Source organism: Bovifimicola ammoniilytica (genome assembly GCF_025567085.1).
GTDB lineage: Bacteria > Bacillota > Clostridia > Lachnospirales > Lachnospiraceae > Bovifimicola > Bovifimicola ammoniilytica.
The window spans coordinates 171,500-196,266 of the sequence record NZ_JAOQJN010000003.1; the positions used below are offsets into that span (position 1 = coordinate 171,500).

Consider the following 24,767-nt stretch of genomic DNA (forward strand, 5'->3'; position numbering starts at 1 on the left):
TCCTTTTTAGTGCATTGCTTTATAAGCAGCCACACCCGCTACCGCCAGCACAAACACGGCTGCCAGTCCAAACATCATGTTTCTTGTCTTTTTCTTCATTTCTTCAAATTCCTCCTGTTTCTTTACTGCTGACTCTGATGTTGTAATCTCTGATTGAGTTTTTTTACCTTTCTTCTTTACCTGTCCGTTCTGCTCCATTTCAAAAGCCTTGATAATCGGCTCTCCCTCAGTAGATACATAGGTAAGAGCCTTATTTCCAAACATAAAATGCAGTTTCTTTCCCATATACTCGTAGAAATTCATTCCATTAAAAGAATAAAATCCTCCAAGTGCTATCGGAGCTACACACGGAATCGCCACATAAGCAGAACCCGTAAGACCAATATATCTATAAAGAAGTAATACGATACCGCCACCGACTATCACACTGGCAATAGAAAATACAAGCTGTTTTGCTGTAAGTCCCATTGCCACCGATTCCTGATAACGGTCAATGTCTTTGTTTATTTCAATAACCATTGTCCTCTGCCCCCCTATCTTGCTAACTCCTTTGTCTCCGGCTTTCTTGCCATACCGATATTTGCCTCATACATATCCATTCCATCCGGACACAGTTCTCTCAGCTTATCGACATTGAACAGATAAAGAGGATATTCACAATAACCACTCCTCTGTGTAAATCCTGTAAACTCCCCAAGCTCATTTTCTGTGATGAATTTCTCAATATCCGGCATATCATTCACATTCAGATATCCGCAGTAATTCGGTGCAGCAACAGACAAATTTACGGTCACATCACCAAACGGCTCATCGTATCCATCTTCATTACACATAAGCCCGATATACATTGCCTTGTTATTCATATACTGCTGAATATCGAGTGTTACCTGTGTCTCCCCGGAAAAACTGGAATTATAAGTCACCTGTTTCTTTTCATTATCCATAAATGCCTCCTTCTATAATCCGAATGCCTTACTTGTAAGTGTCTGTGCTCCCTTCACACTTCCAACCGTCATTGCTATGGTAAATGTCATTTCACACAGATAAATAAGTGTCTGTGCCCAGTCTGCATAACTTCCCGTAAAGGAAGGCAGCCCTGCATTGATAAATGCATTGCATACCACAATCGCAAGTGCCATTGTTACCGCCTCAAACACACAGGATAAGAAATACTTACAGTAAGTTGACATCGTATGACTTACCATTCTGTTTCCTGCCATTGTAGAGCAGGCGATTGCTCCAAGCGGCACAATGATCAATATTTTTAAGAATCTGAAATACACGGTGTAAATGATAAAGAAACCACAGATAATAATGATGATTGCAAGCAGTGCCGTAAGGATCAGCATTACCAGACTTTCACCAAATCCAAGTTCCTTAATAACATCTGCCTGTGCACTGTCAATGGCAAGCTGTGTTGTTGTTCCTGCCGAAATAAGCCCTACCAGATTTCCGATGGAAGTAAAAAATGCTTTCATAATCGTGACATTATTGGCAACAAACCATTCTGCAAGTCCTAATCGGATAAGCATACGCAGGATTGATTCAAACCTCATTTCATCTTTCACATCTATACTTTCCGAACAGAAACCGATAACAAAGAACAGTACCACAAGGGAAGAACCAACCGCTACAAAGATTGGCTCTATTCCCTCGATGACTGCCCACGGACCACCGCCCTTAAAACTGACGGGCGATTGTCCAAGCATTGCAAAAACCAAAGATATCTGATTATTCCAAAATCCAAACATAGCTTCAAGGAGAGCAAGTATTTTGTCTCCCAGCTTAAAAATATCCATACCTGTTATTCACCTCTTTTCTTCTATTGCAACAGGGATTATTTTTTCCCTATCTTAGAAGCCTAAGAAAGTGAGTACAGTAGAAATACCTGCCATGATAATACCTGCCACAACTCCCTTTAAAGCTGAGTTCATAGTAGATGAATCCTGCTGCTGGTATGCCTGTGCAAATTCCATAACATTTTTTGCAAGGATAATGACACCGACTGCACCGATAACTGCGATCACAAGCGTTTTTAAGTTCTCAAGCGGCTGTGTTACTGCCGAAGTGCCTCCTGCCGCAAAGCAGGTAGTGCTCATAAGCATTACTCCCATAATGGCTCCGGATAATGCCGGAACAAATTTTCTCTTAAAATGAATAAATCTCTGCTTCATACCTTTTTCCTCCATCTGATTGTTGTTGGTTGTCGTAATAATCTGTTCTTTTCTCATATTGGTTGTCTCCTTTTCGATAAAAAAATAGCCAGCAGGGTTTATCCCTAACTGGCTGTTAAAAGTTGCTTTATATGATCAGGCATAGCCTGTTGTAATGATAAAATCGGGCTTTCCCCGATATGTTTTGCTGCGACCACCTCCTTTCAAGGTACAAAAAAACACCTTAACCATAATTGGCTAAAGTGCTGTGTGAATTTGATATTAAATTATTTGTAAGCCCAACAAATTACAGATTTACGAAACTCTTTCATTCCGCATAGGCACATTATACCACAGTTCCTGTGCCTATGCGACGCCTTTACTGATTCTTCCAGTATGAACTCATCTTCTCCACCGTCACTTCCGGATAGAAATAAGTAAGAATCGTTGCTTTCGGAACACCTGCCGCAAGTGCTTTCTTCACTTCTTCTTTCTGCTCTGCGGTGTATGACCAGTGCATCATTCGGTTTGTGATCGTATCCTCCCACTTCGGCTTCTCCCTCTCAGGATTTCTTACCGGCTGTCTGTCTGAATCCTCCTCTTTCTGCGATTCATCGGCATATTCAAGCTCATTTGCCTGCTCCCCGTCAATTTTTGCTTTTTGCTCTGCCTCATCCTGCATAGAAAATCTTCTGTTCAGTTCCGCATCTCCAAGCATCATAAACTGCTCATAGGTCAGTGTATCAATATACACATTCTCTCCCTTATCCTTCATTTTTTCATAATGCTTAACGGCTTTTTCCGATAAAATCTCAAATGGTGGTCCGATAATACGATCTGCTCCCTGTGTATTATGGACATACGCTTTTCCTTTTCCGTCCGCTGTCTGATTAAACATCGGGTGTCGGAATGGAATATACTTATTGTCCATTATCGGATCAAAACCACGGATAAAAATAATACATTTCTTATTATCCAGCTTTCTGACCTCATCGGGTGTAAACAGTTCCCTGCCTAAAACATCATAATTTCTTGATGAGCTTCCCTGTCTGCCCTTTGTCTCACCGCTTGATTTTTTATCAATTGTCCCCTTGCCCAAAAGCTCCGAGACATACTTGTGTGTACTCTGCTCATTGCCTCCAAGATATATGAAGGTATCGCAGTTGCCGGGGATTGTTTCCCAAGTATCTTTGAAAAGTGCCTTTAGCTGGGCGAAATTCTGAATGATGATAATACTTGAAATCTCCCTGCTTCGCATTGTCGATAACAACGAACAGAAGTCATCAGGCAATGCGACATTCGCAAATTCGTCTAACATAAAGGTGACGTGAATTGGCAGTCTGCCACCGCAGTTAAAGTCTGCCTGATAGTACAATTCCTGAAATATCTGTGTGTACAGCATACCGATAATAAAGTTATAGGATTTATCACTATCCGGGATTACACAGAACAGTGCTGTCTTTGTCTCCCCATCTCCATTGACTCCAATGCCGATATCAGACAGGTTCAGTTCATCTTTGGAGAGTAGGCGTAAAACCTGCTTATTTTCAAGAAATGCAAGTCTTGAGTTTGCACTGATGATAATGGAACGGACAGTATCTCCGGCACCCCTCATACATTTGTTATACTGTTTGACTGCCGGGTGGTTTGCTCCAAGCGGCGAACTCTCCTCTAAAAACTTCATACGGACATCCAGCTTTGAAGCCTTTCCCGGTTCCTTAACCTCTGCTTCTCCAAGCAGCTTCAAAACTGTCTCAAAGTTTCGCTTTGCAGGCTGCACCTCCAGCCACACATAATAAAAAATTGCCTGTAAAAACAAGCCTTCCGCTTTCTCCCAGAACGGATCACTCGGTGTTGAGCCTTTTGGTGTGGTATTACTGATAAGATTGGTAATCAGCTTCACCACATCAGTTTCCTCTCTGATATAGGAAAATGGATTGTAACAGTCTGATTTATCCATCTCCAAAAGATTGATAACTTTTACATTGTACCCGTTATCCTTTAACATCTGCCCACAGCTTCTTAATATCTCTCCCTTTGGATCGGTACAGATAAAAGAACAGTTATGCGGCATCTGCATAAGATTCGGTTTTACTTCATAAAATGTCTTTCCTGCTCCGGAACCGCCGCAGATAAGTATATTTCCATTGAGCTTCAGCTTTCGGAAATCCAGCGACATTTTCACATTCTGACTGAGTATCCGGTTGAAATTCTCATCTTTATCCGCCAGTATCTTATTGACCTGCTTCGGATTTTCAAATCTTGCTGTACCATATTCTTTGCCGGGCATATAGTTTCTCTGGCTGGTGTAATACATAATAATAGCCATTGCATAGATACATAATGCAATGGCTACTGCGTTTACTGTATTTGAATTGTAATAATTGGCAAAAGGAACTGCACACACTTCATTGAACCTGTTCATAAAGTCATTAAAGGCGATCCCTTCTGTCCATGCACCATTTATCAGATAACCAAGATACCCGGATAACACTGCACCCACTAAAATAAATATCAGTGACGGTTTTTTCTTCGTTGTCTGCATAGGCTCCTACCTCTCTTTTCTGGTAGTAACCGTTTTCTTCTTTGTGGTCTTTTTCTGTTCTTTCTGAACCTTTTCATATCGCTCCCTGACAGATGATTCTACCTTATCATAATGCGTATAAAGTTCGTCTCCCTTTTTCGTAGTTACCACACGGTTCTGCTCATCATAGAGTTTGTAATCTTTGCTGGTATCAAGGAATGTGAGCATTGTCTTTCCATTATGGATATCCATAACGTTATCCTTATGCAGCCACACATATCTGACATCTTTTCCCCATGTTCCCGGAACTCTGGTCTTTACTGCATGGTCGTTTTCTTCTGCAATAAGTTTCTTACTGATCGTAACATCTGACAGGTTCGTATTTTTTGAGGCAGATATTGCCCGCATTCTGTCCGCAAGGCTCTGATACCCTCTGATCCGGTTAGTGAAAGCCTCCTTATCCATCATTACCTTGTGTGTACCATCCTCACTCCTGCCGCCAAGCACCCCGATTGTCTCAAGCTGTTTTATTACATTTTCTGCCTGCTCCCCATTGATGCTGAAATTCTCCTTGACCTGCTCCACACTGATAGCCTGTTTTTCCATAGCAAACATTCCAACTTTTTCAATGAGTCCGTCTATGGCAGAATTTACCTTATCCCCTTCTACCGTGTGGCTTTTCTCGTTTCCCTGCTGTTTTCTCAAAAAATCCATCAGCTTGCCTAGGGACTTTTCATCTCCATTCTTCAGATAGTCATCAAAGGTGGCAATCCTGCCAAATTTCAGCTTCTGTATCATCATATTCACACGGGGAACTGCCTCTGTATGAAAGATGACCTCACTCATACCGTCTGTCTTGTTACAGTCTGGAAGAACCGAATACAGGATTCCGTATTTCTTTGCCATTCTCTCAACCTTTCTCATATCTTCCGTTTTAAACTGCAATACCTGCAAATCCCCGCCCTTTAAGAGCAGCTTTCTCATAGATGTTTTTCCCAACGACTTTTCATAATCAAGCATCCCCTTTAAAAAGTCGATTGCCTTCTGCATGGCGGCAATACCGCCACTGCCTACTTTCATAGCAATCTCTATCCCGTCATATGCGACACGGATAATCTGTACCGCTTCCTGAATTTCCTCTGCCATTATCGCACCTCCGCTTTCTCTCTTATTGTTGTCCTTATTTCTTCCGCCTTTGTACTGCGGATTTCCTCTGCTGAAACATCAATGCCATATGCTGTTAAAATATCAGACAGATGACTGATTGCTTTTTCCTCCTCTATCCGGTACATCTCAAGTGCCACAAGCAGGTTTTCGACCTGTTCCACCCACGCAGGCTTTATATCGTACTTTGACCTGTATGTGACCATAATCTCCTCGGACTGTACCTTATCCGTGGAATGTGCCAGAGCTTCGATCAAGGAAATCGTATCTTCCTTACTGCCGCTTCGGAAAGCAAACTGCACCACAAAGTTTTTTTCTTCTTCCGTGAACTCGTGTTCCACACCGTTCATCCCTGTTACCGCCTCATTGACTACTGCTAAATTCATAAGTACCTCCTAACCTGCCATACTGTTTTCAAGCACGGCAATCTCAATAATCTCTTTCATCTTTTCCGCTGAGACATTATTATTGATAAGTTCCACAAGCTGCCCTTCTGTCAGTCCCTTTTCTATGGCACTTTTTATCTGGACAAGCTGTGCAGGCACAAGATCACCGCTTGCAACCAGCTTTACAATGTCAGCTCTTGACTTCTTTTTGAATGAAAATCTGGCAAAAAGTGCCGCAATGCCGCCATTTGATTTTCTTTCTGTACGCTCAACTGGAAGATGCTGGATTACACGCCCGGCAGAGTCCGTAACAGGTATCTGATAATACACGGGTATTCCATTGTACATAGGTGGCACTGCCTGTGAATCTGCAAGTGTTTTCACTGTTTCCTTATTATCAGTAGCTGCCAAAACCTCTGACGGTCCAGCCTTTTCCTCTTTTTCCGCAACCTTCTGATCATCAGATGCCGCACTCATAATCTTATCCTCAAGAGATTCTATCCTGTCTCTCATACGCTCCATCTCCTTGTCCTTATGCTCAATGCTATCTCTTAATCTTGCAATCGTGCTGCTTGCCTTATTAAGTTCATCCTGCTGATGGCTGATAATTCCATCCTTATCCTCATTTTCCTTTACAAGCCTTTCCGTGACTTCCTTATCTTCCTTTAATACTTCAACATCGGATAATTTTTTATTAAGGGCATCGTATCTTTCCTCCTGATAGTTGATTTTCTCCACTACCATTTCCATCTGTGCAATCAGTTCTTTCACATACTCTGAGTCCTGCGTATACTGCTCCGCAGCCTTTGAAAGCTGTGCCAGAACTTCTTCATATAATCTTCTCATCACAACGGGCTTCTCTCCCCTTGCCACAGCTTCCTGTATGGTTTCAACCGGAACTCCCTTTTCATAAAATTCCAGTGATACCTTCATCTGATTGCCGGAGAGCTTATTATTGTGAAGGATATTAAAAAGTTCCTCCGGAATCTCCTTATGCAGACCTTCCGATAACACTCTCATCTGTCCGATGTTAAAATTCTTATCCAGATACTTTTCCGTCTGCTCCTGCGTAAGTCCATCCTCAAGATCACTTTTTACAAGCCCGTACACCTCATCATCGAAATTCATTTCTTTTCTCAATGACTCAATATATCTGGCAATCTGCATATTGCTTAACGGCTTGTCATTCAGATTTTGTTCCATATGCTCCTCCTAACTGCGCAAAAAAACAGTCTATCTTACTGGCTGCTCTTTTCTGTCTCTTATAATCTCCCTGTTGTATTCTGTCTTTCTTCCATCTGAAATACTGTCCGGAATCATGCTGTTTAATATTGCCTTACCCGTATTCAGTTCCCTGAATACAACCTTTTCTTTCGCACACACTTCTGAATACTCCTCTTTGTAATGTCTTCTTAAAGCCTGCACTTCCTCAAGCGAATATCCCTGTGCCTGTAATTCCTGCTCCAGTGCCACCCACTTCCTATGCTCATCTTCAAAGAAGGTATCCCCAAGCCTGTATGACTGCTCTGCTGGCTTTAAGTTTTCCATCTCATCAGCCGCAGTAAAAAGTTCCCTGCTCCTTTCCCTTGCTTTATAAATCCGGCTCTTTTCTGCCGAAGTCTCTTTTTTCTTATCCGTAAGAGAAGCTATCGTCCCCACAAGTTCTTCTGCTGAATGGATATTATGCCTTGCAAGGAACAAATACTGTTCCTGCAGCTTGTGCATTTTACGGATATCCTCCCTGTACTTCCATACCTGACTGTATGGTCTTTTTTTGAGTTTTCCCACCCGGTACAGCTTCGCATAATGCTTTTTCTGAAGTCCTGACAAGCCTGCCCTGCGGTATCTTTTAACTCTGCACTTTACAATGGAAACTTTCGGTATATCCTGTTTACTCTTATAAAACGCAATATCCTCTTTTACAATCCTGTCCCGGATTGCTTCCTCACAATACATATCCCCAAGAGATTTGCACCTTCTGAACCTTGTCATACCCTGTGGCTTGATTGCCAGATGTTTTCCCTGCTTTATCTGGTATCCCTTTTCAGACAGCAGTTCGAGAAATTCCTCATAGTCCTTCGCCTGCAAAATACAGGCATCCAAGTCTCTTTTTATCATATCGGACCATACAAAATTACCCTCCCTGTACTCACTCCATTCCTTATAGCTTTCGTGCTGCCTCTCCTTTTTCTCATCATCCACATCAATAATGGAGAGTCCATATTCCTGACACAGCCTGTTCGTGATAGGCTGGATATACTTTGCCCAGTCCCCTTTTTCGTAACGGTACTTTTTACCGTCCACAAAACTCACGCTGTTAAATACGATATGGGAATGAACATGGGCTGTATTATCGTGTACCACAAACACCGCTTCGTATGACTTACCAAGATATTCCTCCACAAATTTCTGTGTAATTTCAAATGCCGTATCCGGATTTACCTCATTTTCCTTAAAGGAAAGTATGATATGATACCCCTGACGCTTATCAATCTTTCCAAAATTACGCTTGGTTTCCTTCATCTGCTCAAATGCGGTATCGACCTGACAGTTTATTGCACCCACCAGTCTGCCATCCTGTGTTTTGTCCGGGTTCATCACATAATCAAGTGCCCGCTTTAAATGTTTTCCGTGAAAATGCCCGCCACAGTCTTTCATATTAAGGATTTTACTGATTGCCAATCTGCACCACCGCCTCATTTACTTTCTTGTTCAGTTTACGCATATAGGCAACAAGCTGTGTTTTATCCTCTTTGGAATAAAGTCCTGCATTGTTATTGAATACGATCTGATTGATATTGATTCCAATACGGTTCACCTCATTGATAAGCTCTTTTAAGAGTTTCCTGACTTCCGGGTAATCATTCGGTTTCTGGCTGATGAGCAGTCTTAAATAATCTGCTTCACACATTCCGCTCTCCCCTGCCTTTTTTGCAAGCAGTTCTGCCTCCTGCGGCATAAGACGGAGCGTTTTCCTGATACAGTGGATTTTATCTGCCATACGCTCACCTTCCCCTCTTATCTGTACTGTAATCCTTTATTCCTTGTGCTATCGTGGCTGCCGCCTTTTCCAAATCACCCTTGCCCTCCAGATTACTGATAACCGCTTCCACCAGTGCCGTTGCAACAGCATCAATCTCCTTTGCATGACTGGTTTTATCAAATAATCGGTCTAACACCCTCTCATCTGCCTTTAAACTGTCATACTTTTCCTGAAATTCGCAATATTCCTGAAAATCTTTCGGATCATCTTTCTTTGCCTCTGCGTGAAGTATCAGATCATAATTCCACTCACACACCTTATCAATCACATCATCTATCGGAAATGGCTCTATCTCACCGTTTTCCTCTGCCATATCCTGTCTGTACATCTTCCCCTCTGCATCCGTTCCGATTGCATAATCATGTCCTTCCATATAATTAAGAAGAAGTGCAGCATCTTCTATCGAAGGGTTGATTTGCTTATCATATACTTCTGCCCAGGCAATCAGTTCCTCTGGTTCTGAAAAAAGTGTTATTTCCCTGTTCTCTGCCACCTTGCACCTCCTTATCCGTGTTTCGTAGATATTCACTATGGCTCCAGTCACCGGTAAGTCCCCGGCGACTGCTAGATACGCATTAGAGACATCTCTGTCCTAATGCCATCTAGTTAGGGGAACATTCCCCTAATACCCCTGCAAAATATAGAGTGGTGGCACTTTGTTCCACCACTTTTGAATATAACCACCGCTTTTTACCACCATTTCCGGTAAAAACCACCGCTTTATGCCACCACTTTTTATAATTTATATTCATAGGAAAAAACAGCATCGGAAAGTGGTGGTACTTTGTTCTATCACTTTTTGAAAAAACCACCGCATTGTTCCACCATTTTCCGTAAAAACCACTGCTTTTTACCACCACTTTTTAATGGCACTGTCCGGCTATGGTCATCTGCTCCTTTTTCTCATCTGCAAGATTAAGTTTTGTTGCAACAAGCCATTCATTGTAATCCTTATAGCCTGCTGGTGGCGGACAGTCCTCAATCTCATAGCCCAGTCCATAGTATTTTTCCATAAGTTCTGCGGCTGCTTTCCTGCCCGGTGAATCCCCATCAAGGCAGAAACGGATAAAAGAAATCTGTGGGTGTTCCCTGAGAAAAGTTTCAAGCGGGGCATCTGCAAGCATTCCAAGAGCCAGCTTATTTGATTCATGGTCGGCAAATATATCCACATAGCTCATAAGGTCGATTGCTGCCTCGAATACAACAAGCTCTGTACTGTTTACATTCACCACATTAAATCCATAGTTCTTATCATTCCCCTCCACATCACACTTGAATGATTTTCCCTGTTTATCAAATACACCACGCATACTTGCAAATCTGGTTACTCCATTCTTGTCATTTCCTTTAAAGACAATATTGTGATAATGCCTGCTCTCATATATGAGATTTTCCTTTAAAAACAGTTCTATCACTGCCTTACTGATTCCACGCTCATTGTTAAGATAGGATATCAGGTAGGAATTATCCCCTGCTGGCTGCGGAAGCACAAAAGGCTTTCTTTCCTGTGGCTGTTTCTTTGTGACCTGATGAACAAGCGGCTGCTTTCCCATGCTTTCAATTCTCCGGTATCCGGCAAAATCCAAGAGCCAGAATACAGCCTCTTTTACACTCATTCCGCCAAATACACGGAGGAAATCTATCTGTGAGCCGCCATTGTTTCCCTTATCAAACTGCCTTGACCATCTGTACCAATGACTGCGGTCATAGATACGGATTGAGTCCATTTCCTTTAAGGTGTGATATTTTCCAATCCTCTTTACGGTATAACCGAGGCTTTCTGCAACGGCACAAAGATCTACGCTCTTTGCTATGGCAAGTTCCTCCTCTGTAAATCTTCCTTCCATACTCTCACCTTGCCTTTCCCTGCTCTGCCACAAGCGGTGACTTAATATCAAGGTTCCTGTAATCCGTACTGAGTGTAATTCTTGGATTATCAATCATTCCCTTTTCCTTGAAACTGAAGAAGGCACGGTTATCCCCTCCCACGATGATATGATCCAAAAGAGGGATTCCAATAAGCTCACACAGCTTATTCATACGGTCCGTCATCATCGTGTCTGCCTTGCTGGGAAATATATTTCCCGACGGGTGGCAGTGGATCAACATCATACTGGCAGCATTACTTAAAATACTTGCTTTAAATAATTCTCTTGGGTGTGCCATCGCTTCATTCAGCGAACCGACACTTGCAAAATGCACATTGATAGGCTTTAAGTCGGAGCTGAGATTTACAACACACACCACTTCCCTGTCGAACTGGCACATACAATCCCCCATTACAGCAGCTACTTCTTCCGGCTTGTTAAAGGACTGCTCCGAATAAATCGGAGCCTCCTTTACAAGCCTTATGGATACAACATCAAGTTTGAAGTCGTTCTTCTCTGTCACAGGAATCCGCCTCCTCTCCAAACTCAATACGGATAATAAAGTCACCTTTCTGGCTGTTTATAAGAGCAATCAGTTCTTCTACGGTAAGTTCCTGCTCCATAACTGCCTCCTATCTCGCTTTTTCCTTTGCGTCATATACAAGCTGCGGCTCTGCAACGATACCATCAAGGCTCTTGTTCGGTGTATCTGTTGCAAGCGTGAGTTTTCTTAAATCTTTATCATAGTGATACACCTGATTGGAAAGTCGTTCTTCCAATGCCACCTTCTGCATATTCACCTCTGCCACCATCTGTGCAAGCTCCTCCGGATCTGTCAGTTCAGTGGACACCGCAAGAACTTCGTGCACACTTGAAGGCAGGATATACAGATCACTTTCAAGGTTTTCTGCCAGTTCGTGAAGCTCATTCTCATAAAGCATTGATACTGCACCGTCAATTCCCCTGTTATTGGAGATTATCCACAGAGTCTGCTCCGGTGGAACTTCCCTGATCATCATCTCTGCTATCTCCTCCGGCATCCCGTCACTTAAAAACATCTCTTTCATAACATCATTCATATTTCTTATTCTTGGCGGTAAGATTCTTCTTGTGTTTTCAGCCGCATATTTAAAAAGCTGCTCCTCATTCATTCCAAGTCTTTCCGCAAGGCTGTTCGTAACCTTTATACTCTGAATACTTTCAGCATCCGCATTTATCACAAGTTTATAGATAATGGAAAGATCCTGAAATTCTCTGTGTGGCACCTGCTCCAGAAATGACCTGTTCTGTTCCGTATTGATAAGCTGGAATACTACCTTTTCATTGGCATCTTTGTATAAGCTGTCAACATCAACAACTTGTGGTGTCTTTGCAAACTCCATTGCCATAAGGTCACATGCCGCCATCAGTGTTTCCTCCAGATCACCACAGTTCTGATATTTCTCATACATATCGTTGATATAAATAGTAGGAGAAATATTAGTATCTTTGCCTCTGATACTGATACCGTCATAGGTCATATTTACCTTTTCCACAGGCATAACTACAAGCTCCATACCTTTGAAGTTATCCGGCATATAGTCCATAAACTTCTCTTTTACTACTTCCTTAAAAATCTCATAATTCATCATATCTGCTTATCCTCCAAACAAAAAAAGCGGGGGAACATAAGTCATTGGCTTACATTCCCCCGCAAGGTTGATTGTTTTTATTTTCTCTTTGATATACCCATCAGCTCATTCCGGACAATCCCGTATTCTGTGCATTTTAACCTCCTTGATTATAACAATTTCTTAAATTTAAAGAAATACTTCACAAGTCTTCTGTTTTTCCTGTAAGCAGGAAAGAAGCCTTTTACCTCCATAGTCTCACCTCCCCTCAAAATGTTCCCATTCTTACGAATGAAAGAAATACTCTTGCTACCAGACAGAATAGAAGAAGAACTAACCTGACAAATCCCAAGAACAGCTTGAATGCTCCAAGAACAATTTTCAGCATCCACTTGAGTAGCTGTAAAACAGCGGTTCCTACGGCTCCTGCAATTCTTCTCATAATAATCAATCTCCTTTCAACATCCATCCCATTGCCAATCCTGCAACATCTGAATCATTCATAACATCTTCTTCCGGCTGTTCTTCCATATCTTCCTGTGGGTTTGCAATCACTACCGGCTGGCTGTTCTTCACTCCCGCCAAAGCTCCCCCAAGTAAAGAAATGACCTCTTTTCTTGCCTCACTCATTGCAGAATACTCAATTTCCTTTTTTATCTTTTCTATCTCGTCCCTCGTTACAAACTGTTCATATCTCTTTTCCTCTTTGGAGGGAATATCATCCTCTCCATAGTGGTCAATATAAAACTCACAGGCTTCAATCAGGAACTGATTCTTTGACTTATATATCTTTGGATTAAGCCCCTTTATGACCTCATTGATTTTAGCGTGTTGAGGATTGAGCAGATTCAGTCGGAATGTGCTCTCCATAATATGCCTTCGTGCCATATGACTACCCCCTATGCAAGTCTCTTAGCAGTTTTCAATCCCATAATGGCAAGCTGTTCATATCCTCTGGCATTTGCCTTTACATCAAGGATATAAGAGATATTCTTTGCTTCGTGATTGCTGAAATTCTTCATTACCACTGCCCCGCCACCTACAAATACAATCGGTGTAGTTTTAAGGTTATAACCAAACTCACGGATTGAGTTATATACCTTTTCAACAAAGTCCTCTATCTCAGCCTTGATAATCGCAAGGTATTCATCATCTATATCAGACCTGCCATATCGCATAATATTCTGGATTTCTGTTTCATCAACTTCCCCATTGAGCTGTCTTACACACTGCTCATTGATAGAACGCATACAGGTAATAAGTCCTCTTGGCACAGTAACACACTTTGATTCGTCCGGTGACTTGTTAATCACGGGCATAATATCTATTGTCCAGCTACCGATATCAACAACCAGCGTTTTCTTTGCCATAGTCGGTATCTTGTCAACCACAGCCGCATAGCACTGTGGGAATACCGCCACATCGTCAATCTCAATATGGTATGCTTCATTTTCATATCTGAAATCAACACGCTTATTCTTGGTCAGGTATTTAATAAAGTTATTTCTCTCTGCTCCAAATCGGGTAAGTGGAAGTCCTACTGCAAGAAATACCTTTGCATCTGACAATCCTCTTTTCTTCAATTCCTTTGCGACTGCTGCCAGTGTCAAAAGATAAAAGCTGTCATCTTCAACCTTTGTATCTTTCACTTCCTGCCTTACTGTTCCAATCTTGTAATACTTACCGTCGTACTCAAGAACATCTCCAAAAAGTGCCGGAGTAGTTGTAATCTCCTTTACCCCTGTGACAAATACCTGAGTTACGGTTTTCATCATTGACCAGCCGTGATCAATTCCTATTACCTCTAACTTGTTATTCATTTTTCTGTTCCTCCAAATCTTACTAATTTTGTTCATACAGCTACCCGTACCTTTCGGTTTGTGTTTCTATCCTATTTTCCTTGTCTCTGAAAGATCTGCCAACGATTTATATTCGATCACACTCTGCTCTTGCTTTCATAAGACAATACTTCCATATACAGCCACCTCTCTTTTTGCGAGATGACTTACATTCAGACCAAATCAGCTTCTTTTCTGCCATCTCCTGCTCATTTCCAATAAAAAAGGCAGGACAAACAGCCAGATACACTTTTCAGTGCAAAGCTAATTTAGTCCTACCTAAAATTATTACTATTCAATTTTCACCTCTCTTGGGTACATAAAGCACACTCAGCCCATGAATCTGAACTGCTCTATGTAATGGTCATATTTCGGATTGATATGTCAGCGCTGCCCTATCCTGTACCGATTTAAAGGTATAAAAATAAGGACTAAATTAGTTCCAACCCCTTGATTTTACTGGGTTTCTTCTAACTTGTCCCAATTATAACTCAAGCACCAATATATACCGTATCATATGAATCCCAGTTATCAACTGTTGTAGACACCAGTTCCACATCTCTTAAGCTCTCATCATCATGTTCTCTTGACACCCTGCTGTCATCATCTGTCCAGTCAAGATCATCATCTGTATATGGCTCCATAGGCTCTATTTCAAACAGATCTGCCCCTGTAATTTTTGCTATCTTTTCAGCAACATCTTTTGTATTTCCTGAAGCTGAATAATATACAACCAATGTTTTTCCATTTCCTGTTGATGTATTTTCTGTTGTATCTGTAGTGTTTTCGGAATTTGTATCCGCTTCTTCATTTCCAGACTGATTTGTACTTGCAGACTGGCTGCCATTATTAGAAGCAGACTGGTTTGTATTGCTTGCTCCACATCCTGCCATCAAACCGATTGCCATGATGCATGTTAAGAGTACTGCTGCTATTTTCTTTGTTTTCATTCTAAGGTTACCTCCTGTCGTATAAAATGTTTGTCACGCTAATTTCTATCGGATGAAATTGGTAAATACAAAATCCGGTGCCTTTGGCATTTCAATTCCCATTTTTGTCGCAACATTTTTGCAGTTAATGAAATATGCCATATTGTTTCCAAGGATCTGCATAACCTGCATTCCTTCGAGGTCCTGTTTTACTTCATCCGGATTCGTCCCATGTACCATATTCCAATATCTCGATGTAATGATCGGCATCTGCATCAGACCAAAATATTTATTTACCTGGTCCCATGTGGCCGTTGTTCCGGCCCTTCTTGCTGAAATTACCACAGCGGCAGGTTTCAGGCGGAATCTGTCTCCGCCACCGTTTAAATCGGCATAAAAGACTCTGTCCATAAAGGATGTGATTGCACCGCCTGCACCACCCCAGTGTACCGGAGTTCCAAATACGAATCCGTCATAATCCCCTGCTATTTCCAGAAATTCATTCACGATATCATCCAGGATGCATTTATTTTTTTCCTGACATTTTCTGCAGGCAATACATCCTGAAATCGGCTTATTTCCAATCCAGAAAATATCTGTACTTATACCATTTTCATTTAATGCACTGGATACTTCACAAAGAGCTGTATAAGTACAGCCATTTTTGTGCGGACTGCCATTGACAAGTAATACTTTCATTGATTTTTCCTCTTATGCTTACCAGTTCTTTTTTTCTTTTGAACTGTCATTATTCTTTTTTCTTTCCTCAACCATCTTCACGAACCATTCCACCATATTCGGATCCTGATGCGAGAAGAAGGAGCTTGTCTTCTTGTCCAGTTCTGCAATAGTCTTCATATCTTCGTCAGAAAGTGTGAAATCAAAAACATTAAAGTTTTCTTCCATTCTCTCAATGTGTGTTGATTTCGGAATAACCACTATCCCTCTCTGAATATGCCAGCGAAGCATAACCTGTGCCGGAGTCTTCTGATATTTTTCTGCAATCTCTGCGATGACAGGATTCTCAAAGGTGCCTCCTCTGCCCTCACCGAATGGTGCCCATGCTTCTAACCGAATATCATATTTGTCTGCCCATTCCTTCATCTCTTTCTGTTGATTGAAGATGTGGGTTTCCACCTGATTTACCATAGGTTTAATGCGGTTGAATGATGCAAAATCAACCATTCTGTCTACATAAAAGTTGGAAATTCCGATTGCTCTGATTTTTCCCTCATCGTACAGATCTTCCAATGCATGGTAAGCACCGTAAGCATCTGAAAATGGCTGGTGAAGCAATACCAGATCCAGATAATCTGTCTTTAACTTTTTCATGGATTCAAGAACTGATTTCTTTGCTTCTTCATATCCATAATGTTCAACCCACACCTTTGTTGTAAGGAAGATTTCTTCTCTTGGAATGCCTGACTTTTGGATTGCATTCCCAACCTCTTCCTCATTAAAATAACTCTGTGCTGTATCAATCGCCCGGTATCCAACTTTTAAAGCATCAAGCACACATCTTTCACATTCCTCTTTTGTTACCTGATATACGCCATATCCCAGTATTGGCATTTTTACACCATTATTTAATGAAATATATTCCATTGTCGTATCCTCCTTGTTTTCTTTCATTCATTTTACATTCATACTATAATACTGATAGATTCCTTTGAGAAGTTTCGATAAGTTTTTCAGTCTTAACCTTTCGGTTTATTCTGGTTCTTACTGATTGAACAGCCATCCCATAATTTCTTTGTCACGACAAAACAGATAGCCACCGCCATGCTGATAAGTGACCGGTGTTCCTTCAAAGTAATCTTTATCTTTTACATCCAGTACCACCAGTTTATCAATCTCTGATTCCGATAATCCCTGTTCTTTGTAAAGCTCATGTATCTGCTGGTATGCCTCTTTAAAAGGTTCTGATCCATAGTATTCGTCGCTTTCGCCAATCACAAAATATACCGGCGTTTTCATCTCCACAACCAGCTCATATGCACCATCCCACTGAGAGCTGCACATAAGTGCCGCTGTATATAATTCCGGCTGCTTTGCCAATACCAGTGACAGGGTTTCTCCTCCTCCGGAATAACCATTAATATATACTTTCGATGGATTAATAATATAATGCGTCAGAAAATACTGTGTCAGTTCAATTGTCTGATCTGCTGATGTCTGTCCCCAGTCATTTAACTGTGGAGCTACAATAATCATATCGGTAATATACTTCTGTGCTTCAAATCCAAAATCTTCTGTCCGGATATTTTCTCCCACGCCCTGAAAATATAATCCCTGATATCCGGGTAATGTTACATATAGTGCATATTCCTTTGTCCCGTCATATGCATCCTGAATATATACATTGTAATGAATGTCCCCTTCATTTGGAGAATGAAGAACATTATCCAGGAGGAAGCCCCGGTATTCTTCGCTTCCCGGCGTAACATTTTCCAATTCATCTCCGGATGTATTTTTTTCTGTATTTTCTTTTTTCTCATCTGTCTTCTGCTGTACGGTCTGTACCTGGTTTATTATTTGTTGATTCTTCTTTTCATCCCTGCCAGGTTTTGAAAAGTAGATATATACCATGATTACCATTGCTAAACTAACAACTCCAATAATTGTAAGTACTAATTTCCGCTTTTCCATAAATACACCACCTTCTTTCAGTATGAACCTTTTCGTTTTCCCTTACCTGTTTTCTTTAGAAACACTCCACTATAATATCCAATAAATGCTATCAACATCATTACTGCCAGATAATCCAGCTGAAAAGGAAAGATCCCCTTTTCATAATCATAAAATACAAAATGCATCCTCATAATCAGATAATCTCCTATCTGTCTCCTGTAAAATGCATATAAACCATAACCTGCAATTGTGGTTGCGACAGATCTTGCTGCCCATGTTCTGATGACGGATGGATATTCCCATAATCGTCCTGCCATTGCTACCGCTATATTCCAATGAAATCCGAGATGTAATGACATCACCACCAGTCCCCAGTATGCGCAAAACATATGTATCTGTCTGGCTGTTATATATGTTCCGGAAATCTTTATCCATTTAAATATGTGATTTGACAATAATATTCCACTTATCATGGAACCCATTATAAGAATAAGCATTCATATTGTCTTTATCTGCATATAGTATCCTCCATTTTCACTTCAGCTAAAGTATAACAAAACGAGACTCCATTAGAAGTCTCGTTTTGTTATTCAGTATTAACCTTTAGGTTTCTACTCGCATGTATTCAATTTTTATTTTACCTTGTTAATAGCATTTATCAGCTGCTTAACCTTAATGGACGGTTTTTTCGAATGAAGAATTCCAAACGGCATAGTATAATCCCACTCTACTGGAATGATTCTGATCAGTGGATGAACACTTTCCCAGCTCTTGAATGCCAGTAATACCTCATTATTGTTTTCGCATCGGTTAAATGCTTCTACATTGTACAGATTAAAGTCTACAATATTGATTTCAGGATGATTTTTCATCATATCATCCCTTAGCATATCGCCATAATAACTCCATCCTCTTTTCATGAGCATAAGATTTTCTCCAGCCAGATCATCAAGTGTAATTTTTTCTTTTTTTGCCAGCCTGTGATGAATTGATACCGCCACACAAAATGGTTCTCTTGAAATCTCAGTACCATCACAGCCTCTGAGTTCAAGCATTGTTTCATCAAAGATTCCAGCTATCACATCAATATTCTTTCCCATATTAGCCAGTATCTCTCTTGCATTCTCTGGTGTATTTTCAAATGTAATCAATTTAAACTTCATCTCCGGATATATTTTCTGTATCTTAGGCCAAAGTTCCACAAAAACTTCCGGTGGCGTCATCGGAGATATTCCAACACGAATGATTTCTTCATTATGATTCATTGCTTCCTGCGCCCGTATCAACGATTCTTTTGAATATTGAATCAGATATTTTGCATCCTGATAGAGCGATTTACCAGCTTCCGTAATAATAAGACCTCTGTGTGTTCTTTCAAATAGTTGCAAATTTAAGCTGTTTTCCAAAGAATTTATCTGTTTAATAACCGCAGGTGCACTTATATATAATTCTTCTGCCGCTTTACTAAAACTTCCAGCTTCTACAACGCAGATAAATGTATCAAGTTGTGGATTATACATCATGTAATTCACTCCTCTTTGTAATTTTAAATCATCTGAAATGCTTTCAGTGCCCCAATAATTGCCTTTTCTTTCTCCTTCGGACATTGTGGTTGCTTTGCTCCCTCTGACCTAGGAATATTAAAATTCTCCGCTAATTCAATTCCACACTTTCTCTTCACCTGTGTAATATACAGATTAGATACCTTCATCCCATCATTATACTCTGCAACATACTTCTTTATCTCCTCATAAGTAGCCTTGCTCTCAGCCGCCGTTAAATCCGTCTCGTCCATGTCAAGTCTCACATTCACATGATGCTTCGCTTCGTGGAGTTTGGACAATAAACATACTGTCTCCACGTGTGGTGTCGCTGGAAACATGTCAACCGCACACACTTTCTCCACCCTATATCCTCTTGCTGTCAGCACCTCTAAATCTCTTGCAAGTGAAGTTGGTTTGCAGGAAATATACACCATTCGGTCTACCCCATAATCAATAATCTTCTCCAAAGCCTTTGGATGTATTCCATCTCTAGGTGGGTCCAACACAATAAGGTCGGGTTTATCCTCAATATCATCGATAACCTTAAGGACATCTCCGGCGATAAATTCACAGTTATCTAAACCATTCAAGGCTGCATTTTCCTTGGCGGCTTCTACGGCTTCCTCCACGATTTCTACTCCTATTACTTTCTTGGCAACAGGTGCAAGCATCTGCGCAATCGTTCCTGTTCCGCTATATAAATCGAAAATCAGCTTGTCCTTTGTTTCTCCCACAAATTCTCTTGCTTTTTCATAAAGTTTTTCTGCACCTAGCGAATTAGTCTGGAAGAATGAAAAAGTAGAAATCTTGAATTTTAATCCTAATATTTCTTCATAGAAGAATTCACTTCCGTATAAGACCACTGTTCTGTCGCTTCTAACCATATCTGCGAGTCCATCATTATATATATGCATTATTCCAACAATTTTACCACTGACCTTAAGCGCTAAGAGTTCGTCAACTAATTCTTGCAAATCTAATGAAAGTGCTGTCGTTGTTACCAGACTTATCGTGATTTCTCCTGTTTTAACTGCTCTTCTTACTAATAAATGTCTTAAATATCCCTCCTTAGTCATTTTGTGATAAAAAGCAATATTTCTTTCTTTAAAATAAGCTAAAACCGTAGTAAGAATCATATTGTAATCCTGATTAACAATCTTACAATTATCAACAGTCACAATATCATAAAAGCTTCCTTTTTTATGCAATCCCAGTGCCAAATCTCCACCTTTACATTCATCACCAAATGAGAATTCCATCTTATTTCTATATCCAAATTCGTCAGGACTTCCTATTATTCCCTGAAATTCATATGGTTCACTGATCACACCATCAATAATCTTCTTAACCATATCACGTTTTAATGCTAATTGATTGTCATAACTTAGATTCTGATATGTACAACCTCCACATACTCCAAAATGTGGACAGGGTGCTGTCCTGTTTTCTAACTCTGACTTCTCTATAACTTCTAATAATCTGCCTTCGCATTTACCTGAACGTTTTTTATTTACAAGAAATCTTACTTTCTGCCCTGGAAGAGTTCCTTTTACGATGACTGGAACTATGACCTTATCGCCATCACGTTCTTCCTCATAATGTATTATGCCTTTATTTGGAAATGTAATTTCATCAACTGCCCCTATATATTCCTGACCTTTTTTCATTGTTTACCTCGTTTCTATATCATTTAACATCTAATAATTATATCCTACATTAGAACATAATATCAACCTTTATTTTCACACTTCGACACATATCTGATTATTTCCTGTATATTAAAAATACTGACAAAAGATTTCTCTTCGGTCAGTATTGTATGTATTATCAATTTGTTAAATTTTTCCTACTAATTAAATTTATCATTGATTTAGTCAATTTTATTTTATAAACTCATTTTCTCTACTAATTCAATTTATCATTAATTTCATCAATTTTATTCTTCTTAGATGGTTTATCCTTACCTAAATCAGGTATAAATAAAATTCGAAGTGCTAATGCACCACCACCAAATATTAATACAAGCATTAATACCATTTCATATAATGTTGAAGGTATCCATCTTAATTCAACTGATGAAATAACACCAAATACAATAAATAATGCTCCTAATATTGTTACAAGTTTTCCTGCAAAACTCTTTGGAAAGATTACCCAGATAACAATACCTAAGATTAACGGAATAACAACTAGTCCACCTGGAATACCTCTTGAACCAAATATTCCAAAGCTTCTATACATTCCACTAAAGTTAAATCCGGTATCTACTCTTATATGTGTTGAAAAAAGATATAATCCACCACAACACATCAAAATTCCTAATAACAAATATAACAACTGTTTTCCTGCTGAATTTCTTTCATTCATCTTGTTTTCATACCTCCGTAACCTGTAAACTGTTGATTTAAATTTCATTTGTAACCATTATAACTTATCGCAACACATTCAAACAGCTATCGTTTTACACGATAGCCGTCCTATTATATTGTATTATACACAATATAGCTTTTATTCCTCATCTTCGTCAAGGAAGTCTTCTTCAAAGTCATCATCTTCAAAATCATCATCAAATTCATCTAAATAATCTGGTTTGAGATGTTTATAAATGCCATATGCTACAGCCGCAAGTGCAATCACCGCACCTATTACTATAAGGATACAACATACCTTTTTCTTCTGCTTCTTCTCTTCTTCCTGTTTGTTGATGATATTGTTAAGTTTAGACATACTAATAAGATTTTCGAGTTTATCCATAAGTTCACAACCTTTCTTTCGCTCTTACGAACTTTATTGTAATAGTATACCATCTTTAAGTAATTTTTACTACACTTTTTTCAATTTACCTGCAATCTAATCTTATATTACACTTTTTTCAATTTTGCAAATGAAGCAAACATTTTCTTTGTCCCTGCAGTAATGAAATCAACTGTAACCTCGTAATCTCTGCCACCATCAGTTATGTCTATTACCTGACCTACACCGAATTTCATATGTTTAACAGTATCACCAACTGTATATTCAAGTTTTTCCTGCTTTTTAACTGTATATTGTTTCGTTTCAAATGGTTTAGTATTAAATATAGGCTTGGCATTCGATTTTGCAGACGGTTTTACAAACCCATCTTTCGTTGAAATATTATCCATTGAAATATTTGTATCCATGATTAATTTAGGTATCTCTTTAACGAATCTTGATACTTTTCCATAATATGTTTCGCCTCTTATCATTCTTACCTTGGCACAGGTAATTGTAAGGCTTTCCATTGCTCTTGTTATTGCCACGTAGCATAGACGTCTTTCTTCCTCTAATTCAGTTTTATCATCTGAATTGATTGTCATATAGCTTGGAAATAATCCGTCCTCCATACCACATAAGAATACTTTAGGAAACTCTAATCCTTTTGCACTGTGAATTGTCATCAGAACTACATAATCACTGTTTTCGTCTAATCCGTCAATTTCCGCTACAAGTGCAACTTCTTCTAAGAAACCACTTAATGTAGGATTCTCTGTTTTCTCTTCGTAATCAACAATTTTACTGAAGAATTCATTGATATTATCAATTCTTCCTCTTGCTTCATCTGTATCTTCTAATTCTAAATCTCTTACATATCCGGTATCTTCTAAAATAATTTCCATAAGATCTGATACCTTGCCATATTCGCTTTCAGCTCTTAATCTCTGTATAAAATCTACAAACGGCTTTACTTTAGAAGCACTTCTTCCTAAAATAGCCATCGCATTCTCATTCTTAAGTGCATCATAAAAGCTCATATCGTTAGCCTCAGCAAATGTCTGGAATTTATCGACTGTCGTTGCGCCTATTCCTCTTTTTGGAACATTTATTATTCTCTTTACAGCGACGTTATCTCGTCCATTGTCAACAGTTTTTAAATATGCTATCAGGTCCTTGATTTCTTTTCGCTGATAGAAATTCTGTCCGCCAAAAATCTTATATGGAATATTCTGTCTTATGAAATTCTCTTCAAGCACACGCGACTGTGCATTAGTTCTATATAAACAAGCTATATCGTTGTAACTAAATCTTCCATCTCTGACATATCCATTAATTTCATCAGCGATATACTCTGCTTCCTCATATTCATTTCCTAATTGCTTGAATATAATCTTGTCCCCTGCTTCTTTATCAGTCCACAATGCCTTACCTTTTCTCGCTGTATTGTTAGCAATTACGGCATTTGCAGCATCTAATACCATCTTAGTCGAACGGTAATTCTGCTCTAATTTTATAACCCTGGCCTCTGGAAAATACTTTTCAAAGTCCAGGATATTGGCAATATTAGCACCTCTGAACTTATATATTGACTGGTCATCATCACCTACAACACATAAGTTTCTATACTTTGAAGCTAGTAATTTGACTAATAGAAACTGTACTGTATTAGTATCCTGGTATTCATCAACCATAATATACCTGAATCTCTCCTGATAATTCTCAAGCACCTCTGGATTAGAACGGAATAACTCAACAGTTTTAACAAGCAGGTCATCAAAGTCTAAGGCATTACTTCTTTTTAATTCTAATTGATATTCCCTGTATGCTTCGATAATATTCTTCTTGCTGTAATCTCCTGAATTCTCCAATGCATAATCTTCTGGAAGCAGCATCTCATTCTTAGCCGATGAAATAGCATTCAGAATAGCCTTTTCCTTTGTATATTTTGTATCAATCTTTAATCTCTTACATATAGTCTTTATCACCGTTTTCTGGTCATCTGCATCATATATAGTAAAATTATTATCATAACCTAATCTGTCAATATATCTTCTCAATATTCTTACGCACATAGAATGAAATGTACTTACCCATATACTGTCTGAGCCAAAGCCTACGAGATTATCTACTCTTTCACGCATCTCACCTGCCGCCTTATTAGTAAATGTAATGGCAAGAATATTCCATGGCTGTACGTGCTTCTCTTCTATAAGATATGCAATTCTGTGTGTAAGTACGCGGGTTTTACCGGAACCCGCACCGGCTAAAACAAGAAGCGGTCCTTCTGTACAGTAAACCGCTTCTTTCTGTCTGTCATTAAGTGAATCGTATATACTCATTT

Annotated in this window: 28 protein-coding genes; all 28 read right to left on the minus strand. The window is 39.6% G+C overall.

Annotated features, from left to right (window positions below):
- Positions 1–6: 6 nt before the first annotated feature.
- Entirely contained in the window at positions 7–519 is a 513-nt protein-coding gene (locus OCV48_RS04610) for a PrgI family protein (RefSeq protein ID WP_005602918.1), read from the minus strand.
- A 14-nt stretch (positions 520–533) separates the two neighbouring features.
- Positions 534–944, minus strand: coding sequence for a DUF4313 domain-containing protein (locus tag OCV48_RS04615; RefSeq protein WP_005602919.1), 411 nt, complete (start codon positions 942–944; stop codon positions 534–536).
- 12 nt (positions 945–956) lie between these two features.
- Positions 957–1,799: a hypothetical protein gene (locus OCV48_RS04620; protein ID WP_015520989.1), complete on the minus strand. Its 843-nt coding sequence runs from the start codon at positions 1,797–1,799 to the stop codon at positions 957–959.
- Positions 1,800–1,853: 54 nt separating this feature from the next.
- Entirely contained in the window at positions 1,854–2,231 is a 378-nt protein-coding gene (locus OCV48_RS04625) for a hypothetical protein (protein WP_005602927.1), read from the minus strand.
- Between the two features lie 301 nt (positions 2,232–2,532).
- The gene (locus OCV48_RS04630; protein ID WP_118413431.1) at positions 2,533–4,698 is read right to left on the minus strand and encodes a VirD4-like conjugal transfer protein, CD1115 family; all 2,166 of its coding nucleotides are present in this window, start codon (positions 4,696–4,698) and stop codon (positions 2,533–2,535) included.
- 6 nt (positions 4,699–4,704) lie between these two features.
- Positions 4,705–5,823, minus strand: a complete 1,119-nt coding sequence (locus OCV48_RS04635) for a PcfB family protein (protein ID WP_054356194.1) — start codon at positions 5,821–5,823, stop codon at positions 4,705–4,707.
- Positions 5,823–6,227 (minus strand): hypothetical protein, encoded by a 405-nt coding sequence (locus OCV48_RS04640; protein WP_005603511.1) that lies wholly within the window; start codon positions 6,225–6,227, stop codon positions 5,823–5,825. Before OCV48_RS04640 ends, OCV48_RS04635 begins: the two co-directional genes overlap by 1 nt.
- A gap of 9 nt (positions 6,228–6,236) precedes the next feature.
- Complete coding sequence (locus OCV48_RS04645; RefSeq protein WP_118092894.1) at positions 6,237–7,430, minus strand: hypothetical protein; 1,194 nt, start codon at positions 7,428–7,430, stop codon at positions 6,237–6,239.
- 30 nt (positions 7,431–7,460) lie between these two features.
- A complete protein-coding gene (locus OCV48_RS04650; RefSeq protein WP_243442207.1) occupies positions 7,461–8,909 on the minus strand; it encodes a relaxase/mobilization nuclease domain-containing protein in 1,449 nt (482 codons plus the stop codon).
- Positions 8,896–9,228, minus strand: coding sequence for a plasmid mobilization protein (locus OCV48_RS04655; RefSeq protein ID WP_008116418.1), 333 nt, complete (start codon positions 9,226–9,228; stop codon positions 8,896–8,898). The genes OCV48_RS04650 and OCV48_RS04655 overlap by 14 nt, the downstream gene beginning before the upstream one ends.
- A gap of 4 nt (positions 9,229–9,232) precedes the next feature.
- A complete protein-coding gene (locus OCV48_RS04660; RefSeq protein WP_118413432.1) occupies positions 9,233–9,763 on the minus strand; it encodes a multidrug transporter in 531 nt (176 codons plus the stop codon).
- A gap of 370 nt (positions 9,764–10,133) precedes the next feature.
- Positions 10,134–11,117, minus strand: a complete 984-nt coding sequence (locus OCV48_RS04665) for a DUF3991 and TOPRIM domain-containing protein (protein ID WP_118092891.1) — start codon at positions 11,115–11,117, stop codon at positions 10,134–10,136.
- 4 nt (positions 11,118–11,121) lie between these two features.
- Entirely contained in the window at positions 11,122–11,661 is a 540-nt protein-coding gene (locus tag OCV48_RS04670; protein ID WP_008116423.1) for a JAB domain-containing protein, read from the minus strand.
- Positions 11,633–11,761, minus strand: coding sequence for a hypothetical protein (locus OCV48_RS04675; protein ID WP_008116427.1), 129 nt, complete (start codon positions 11,759–11,761; stop codon positions 11,633–11,635). The genes OCV48_RS04670 and OCV48_RS04675 overlap by 29 nt, the downstream gene beginning before the upstream one ends.
- Positions 11,762–11,770: 9 nt before the next feature.
- Entirely contained in the window at positions 11,771–12,769 is a 999-nt protein-coding gene (locus OCV48_RS04680) for a DUF5688 family protein (RefSeq protein ID WP_015520973.1), read from the minus strand.
- Between the two features lie 247 nt (positions 12,770–13,016).
- Entirely contained in the window at positions 13,017–13,190 is a 174-nt protein-coding gene (locus OCV48_RS04685) for a hypothetical protein (RefSeq protein WP_022154432.1), read from the minus strand.
- Positions 13,191–13,195: 5 nt separating this feature from the next.
- On the minus strand, positions 13,196–13,636 hold the full coding sequence (locus OCV48_RS04690; protein WP_005603533.1) for a hypothetical protein: 441 nt from the start codon (positions 13,634–13,636) through the stop codon (positions 13,196–13,198).
- Between the two features lie 11 nt (positions 13,637–13,647).
- Positions 13,648–14,568, minus strand: a complete 921-nt coding sequence (locus OCV48_RS04695; protein ID WP_014081288.1) for a ParM/StbA family protein — start codon at positions 14,566–14,568, stop codon at positions 13,648–13,650.
- A gap of 509 nt (positions 14,569–15,077) precedes the next feature.
- The gene (locus tag OCV48_RS04700) at positions 15,078–15,536 is read right to left on the minus strand and encodes a flavodoxin (protein ID WP_262559057.1); all 459 of its coding nucleotides are present in this window, start codon (positions 15,534–15,536) and stop codon (positions 15,078–15,080) included.
- A 45-nt stretch (positions 15,537–15,581) separates the two neighbouring features.
- Positions 15,582–16,214 carry a flavodoxin family protein gene (locus tag OCV48_RS04705; protein ID WP_006427000.1) on the minus strand — a complete coding sequence of 211 codons (633 nt, stop codon included), beginning with the start codon at positions 16,212–16,214 and terminating at the stop codon, positions 15,582–15,584.
- Positions 16,215–16,232: 18 nt separating this feature from the next.
- Positions 16,233–17,120, minus strand: a complete 888-nt coding sequence (locus OCV48_RS04710) for an aldo/keto reductase (protein WP_262559061.1) — start codon at positions 17,118–17,120, stop codon at positions 16,233–16,235.
- A gap of 117 nt (positions 17,121–17,237) precedes the next feature.
- Positions 17,238–18,164, minus strand: a complete 927-nt coding sequence (locus tag OCV48_RS04715; RefSeq protein ID WP_147591269.1) for a prolyl oligopeptidase family serine peptidase — start codon at positions 18,162–18,164, stop codon at positions 17,238–17,240.
- 17 nt (positions 18,165–18,181) lie between these two features.
- On the minus strand, positions 18,182–18,643 hold the full coding sequence (locus tag OCV48_RS04720; RefSeq protein WP_262559064.1) for a DUF4405 domain-containing protein: 462 nt from the start codon (positions 18,641–18,643) through the stop codon (positions 18,182–18,184).
- Between the two features lie 135 nt (positions 18,644–18,778).
- A complete protein-coding gene (locus tag OCV48_RS04725) occupies positions 18,779–19,669 on the minus strand; it encodes a LysR family transcriptional regulator (protein ID WP_147591377.1) in 891 nt (296 codons plus the stop codon).
- A gap of 23 nt (positions 19,670–19,692) precedes the next feature.
- Entirely contained in the window at positions 19,693–21,357 is a 1,665-nt protein-coding gene (rlmD, locus tag OCV48_RS04730) for a 23S rRNA (uracil(1939)-C(5))-methyltransferase RlmD (protein ID WP_147591270.1), read from the minus strand.
- Between the two features lie 238 nt (positions 21,358–21,595).
- A complete protein-coding gene (locus OCV48_RS04735) occupies positions 21,596–22,057 on the minus strand; it encodes a 2-keto-3-deoxygluconate permease (RefSeq protein ID WP_147591271.1) in 462 nt (153 codons plus the stop codon).
- A gap of 141 nt (positions 22,058–22,198) precedes the next feature.
- Entirely contained in the window at positions 22,199–22,444 is a 246-nt protein-coding gene (locus OCV48_RS04740) for a DUF4366 domain-containing protein (RefSeq protein ID WP_147591272.1), read from the minus strand.
- Positions 22,445–22,551: 107 nt separating this feature from the next.
- Positions 22,552–24,765 (minus strand): DNA helicase PcrA, encoded by a 2,214-nt coding sequence (gene pcrA / locus OCV48_RS04745; protein WP_147591273.1) that lies wholly within the window; start codon positions 24,763–24,765, stop codon positions 22,552–22,554.
- Between the last annotated feature and the right edge of the window lie 2 nt (positions 24,766–24,767).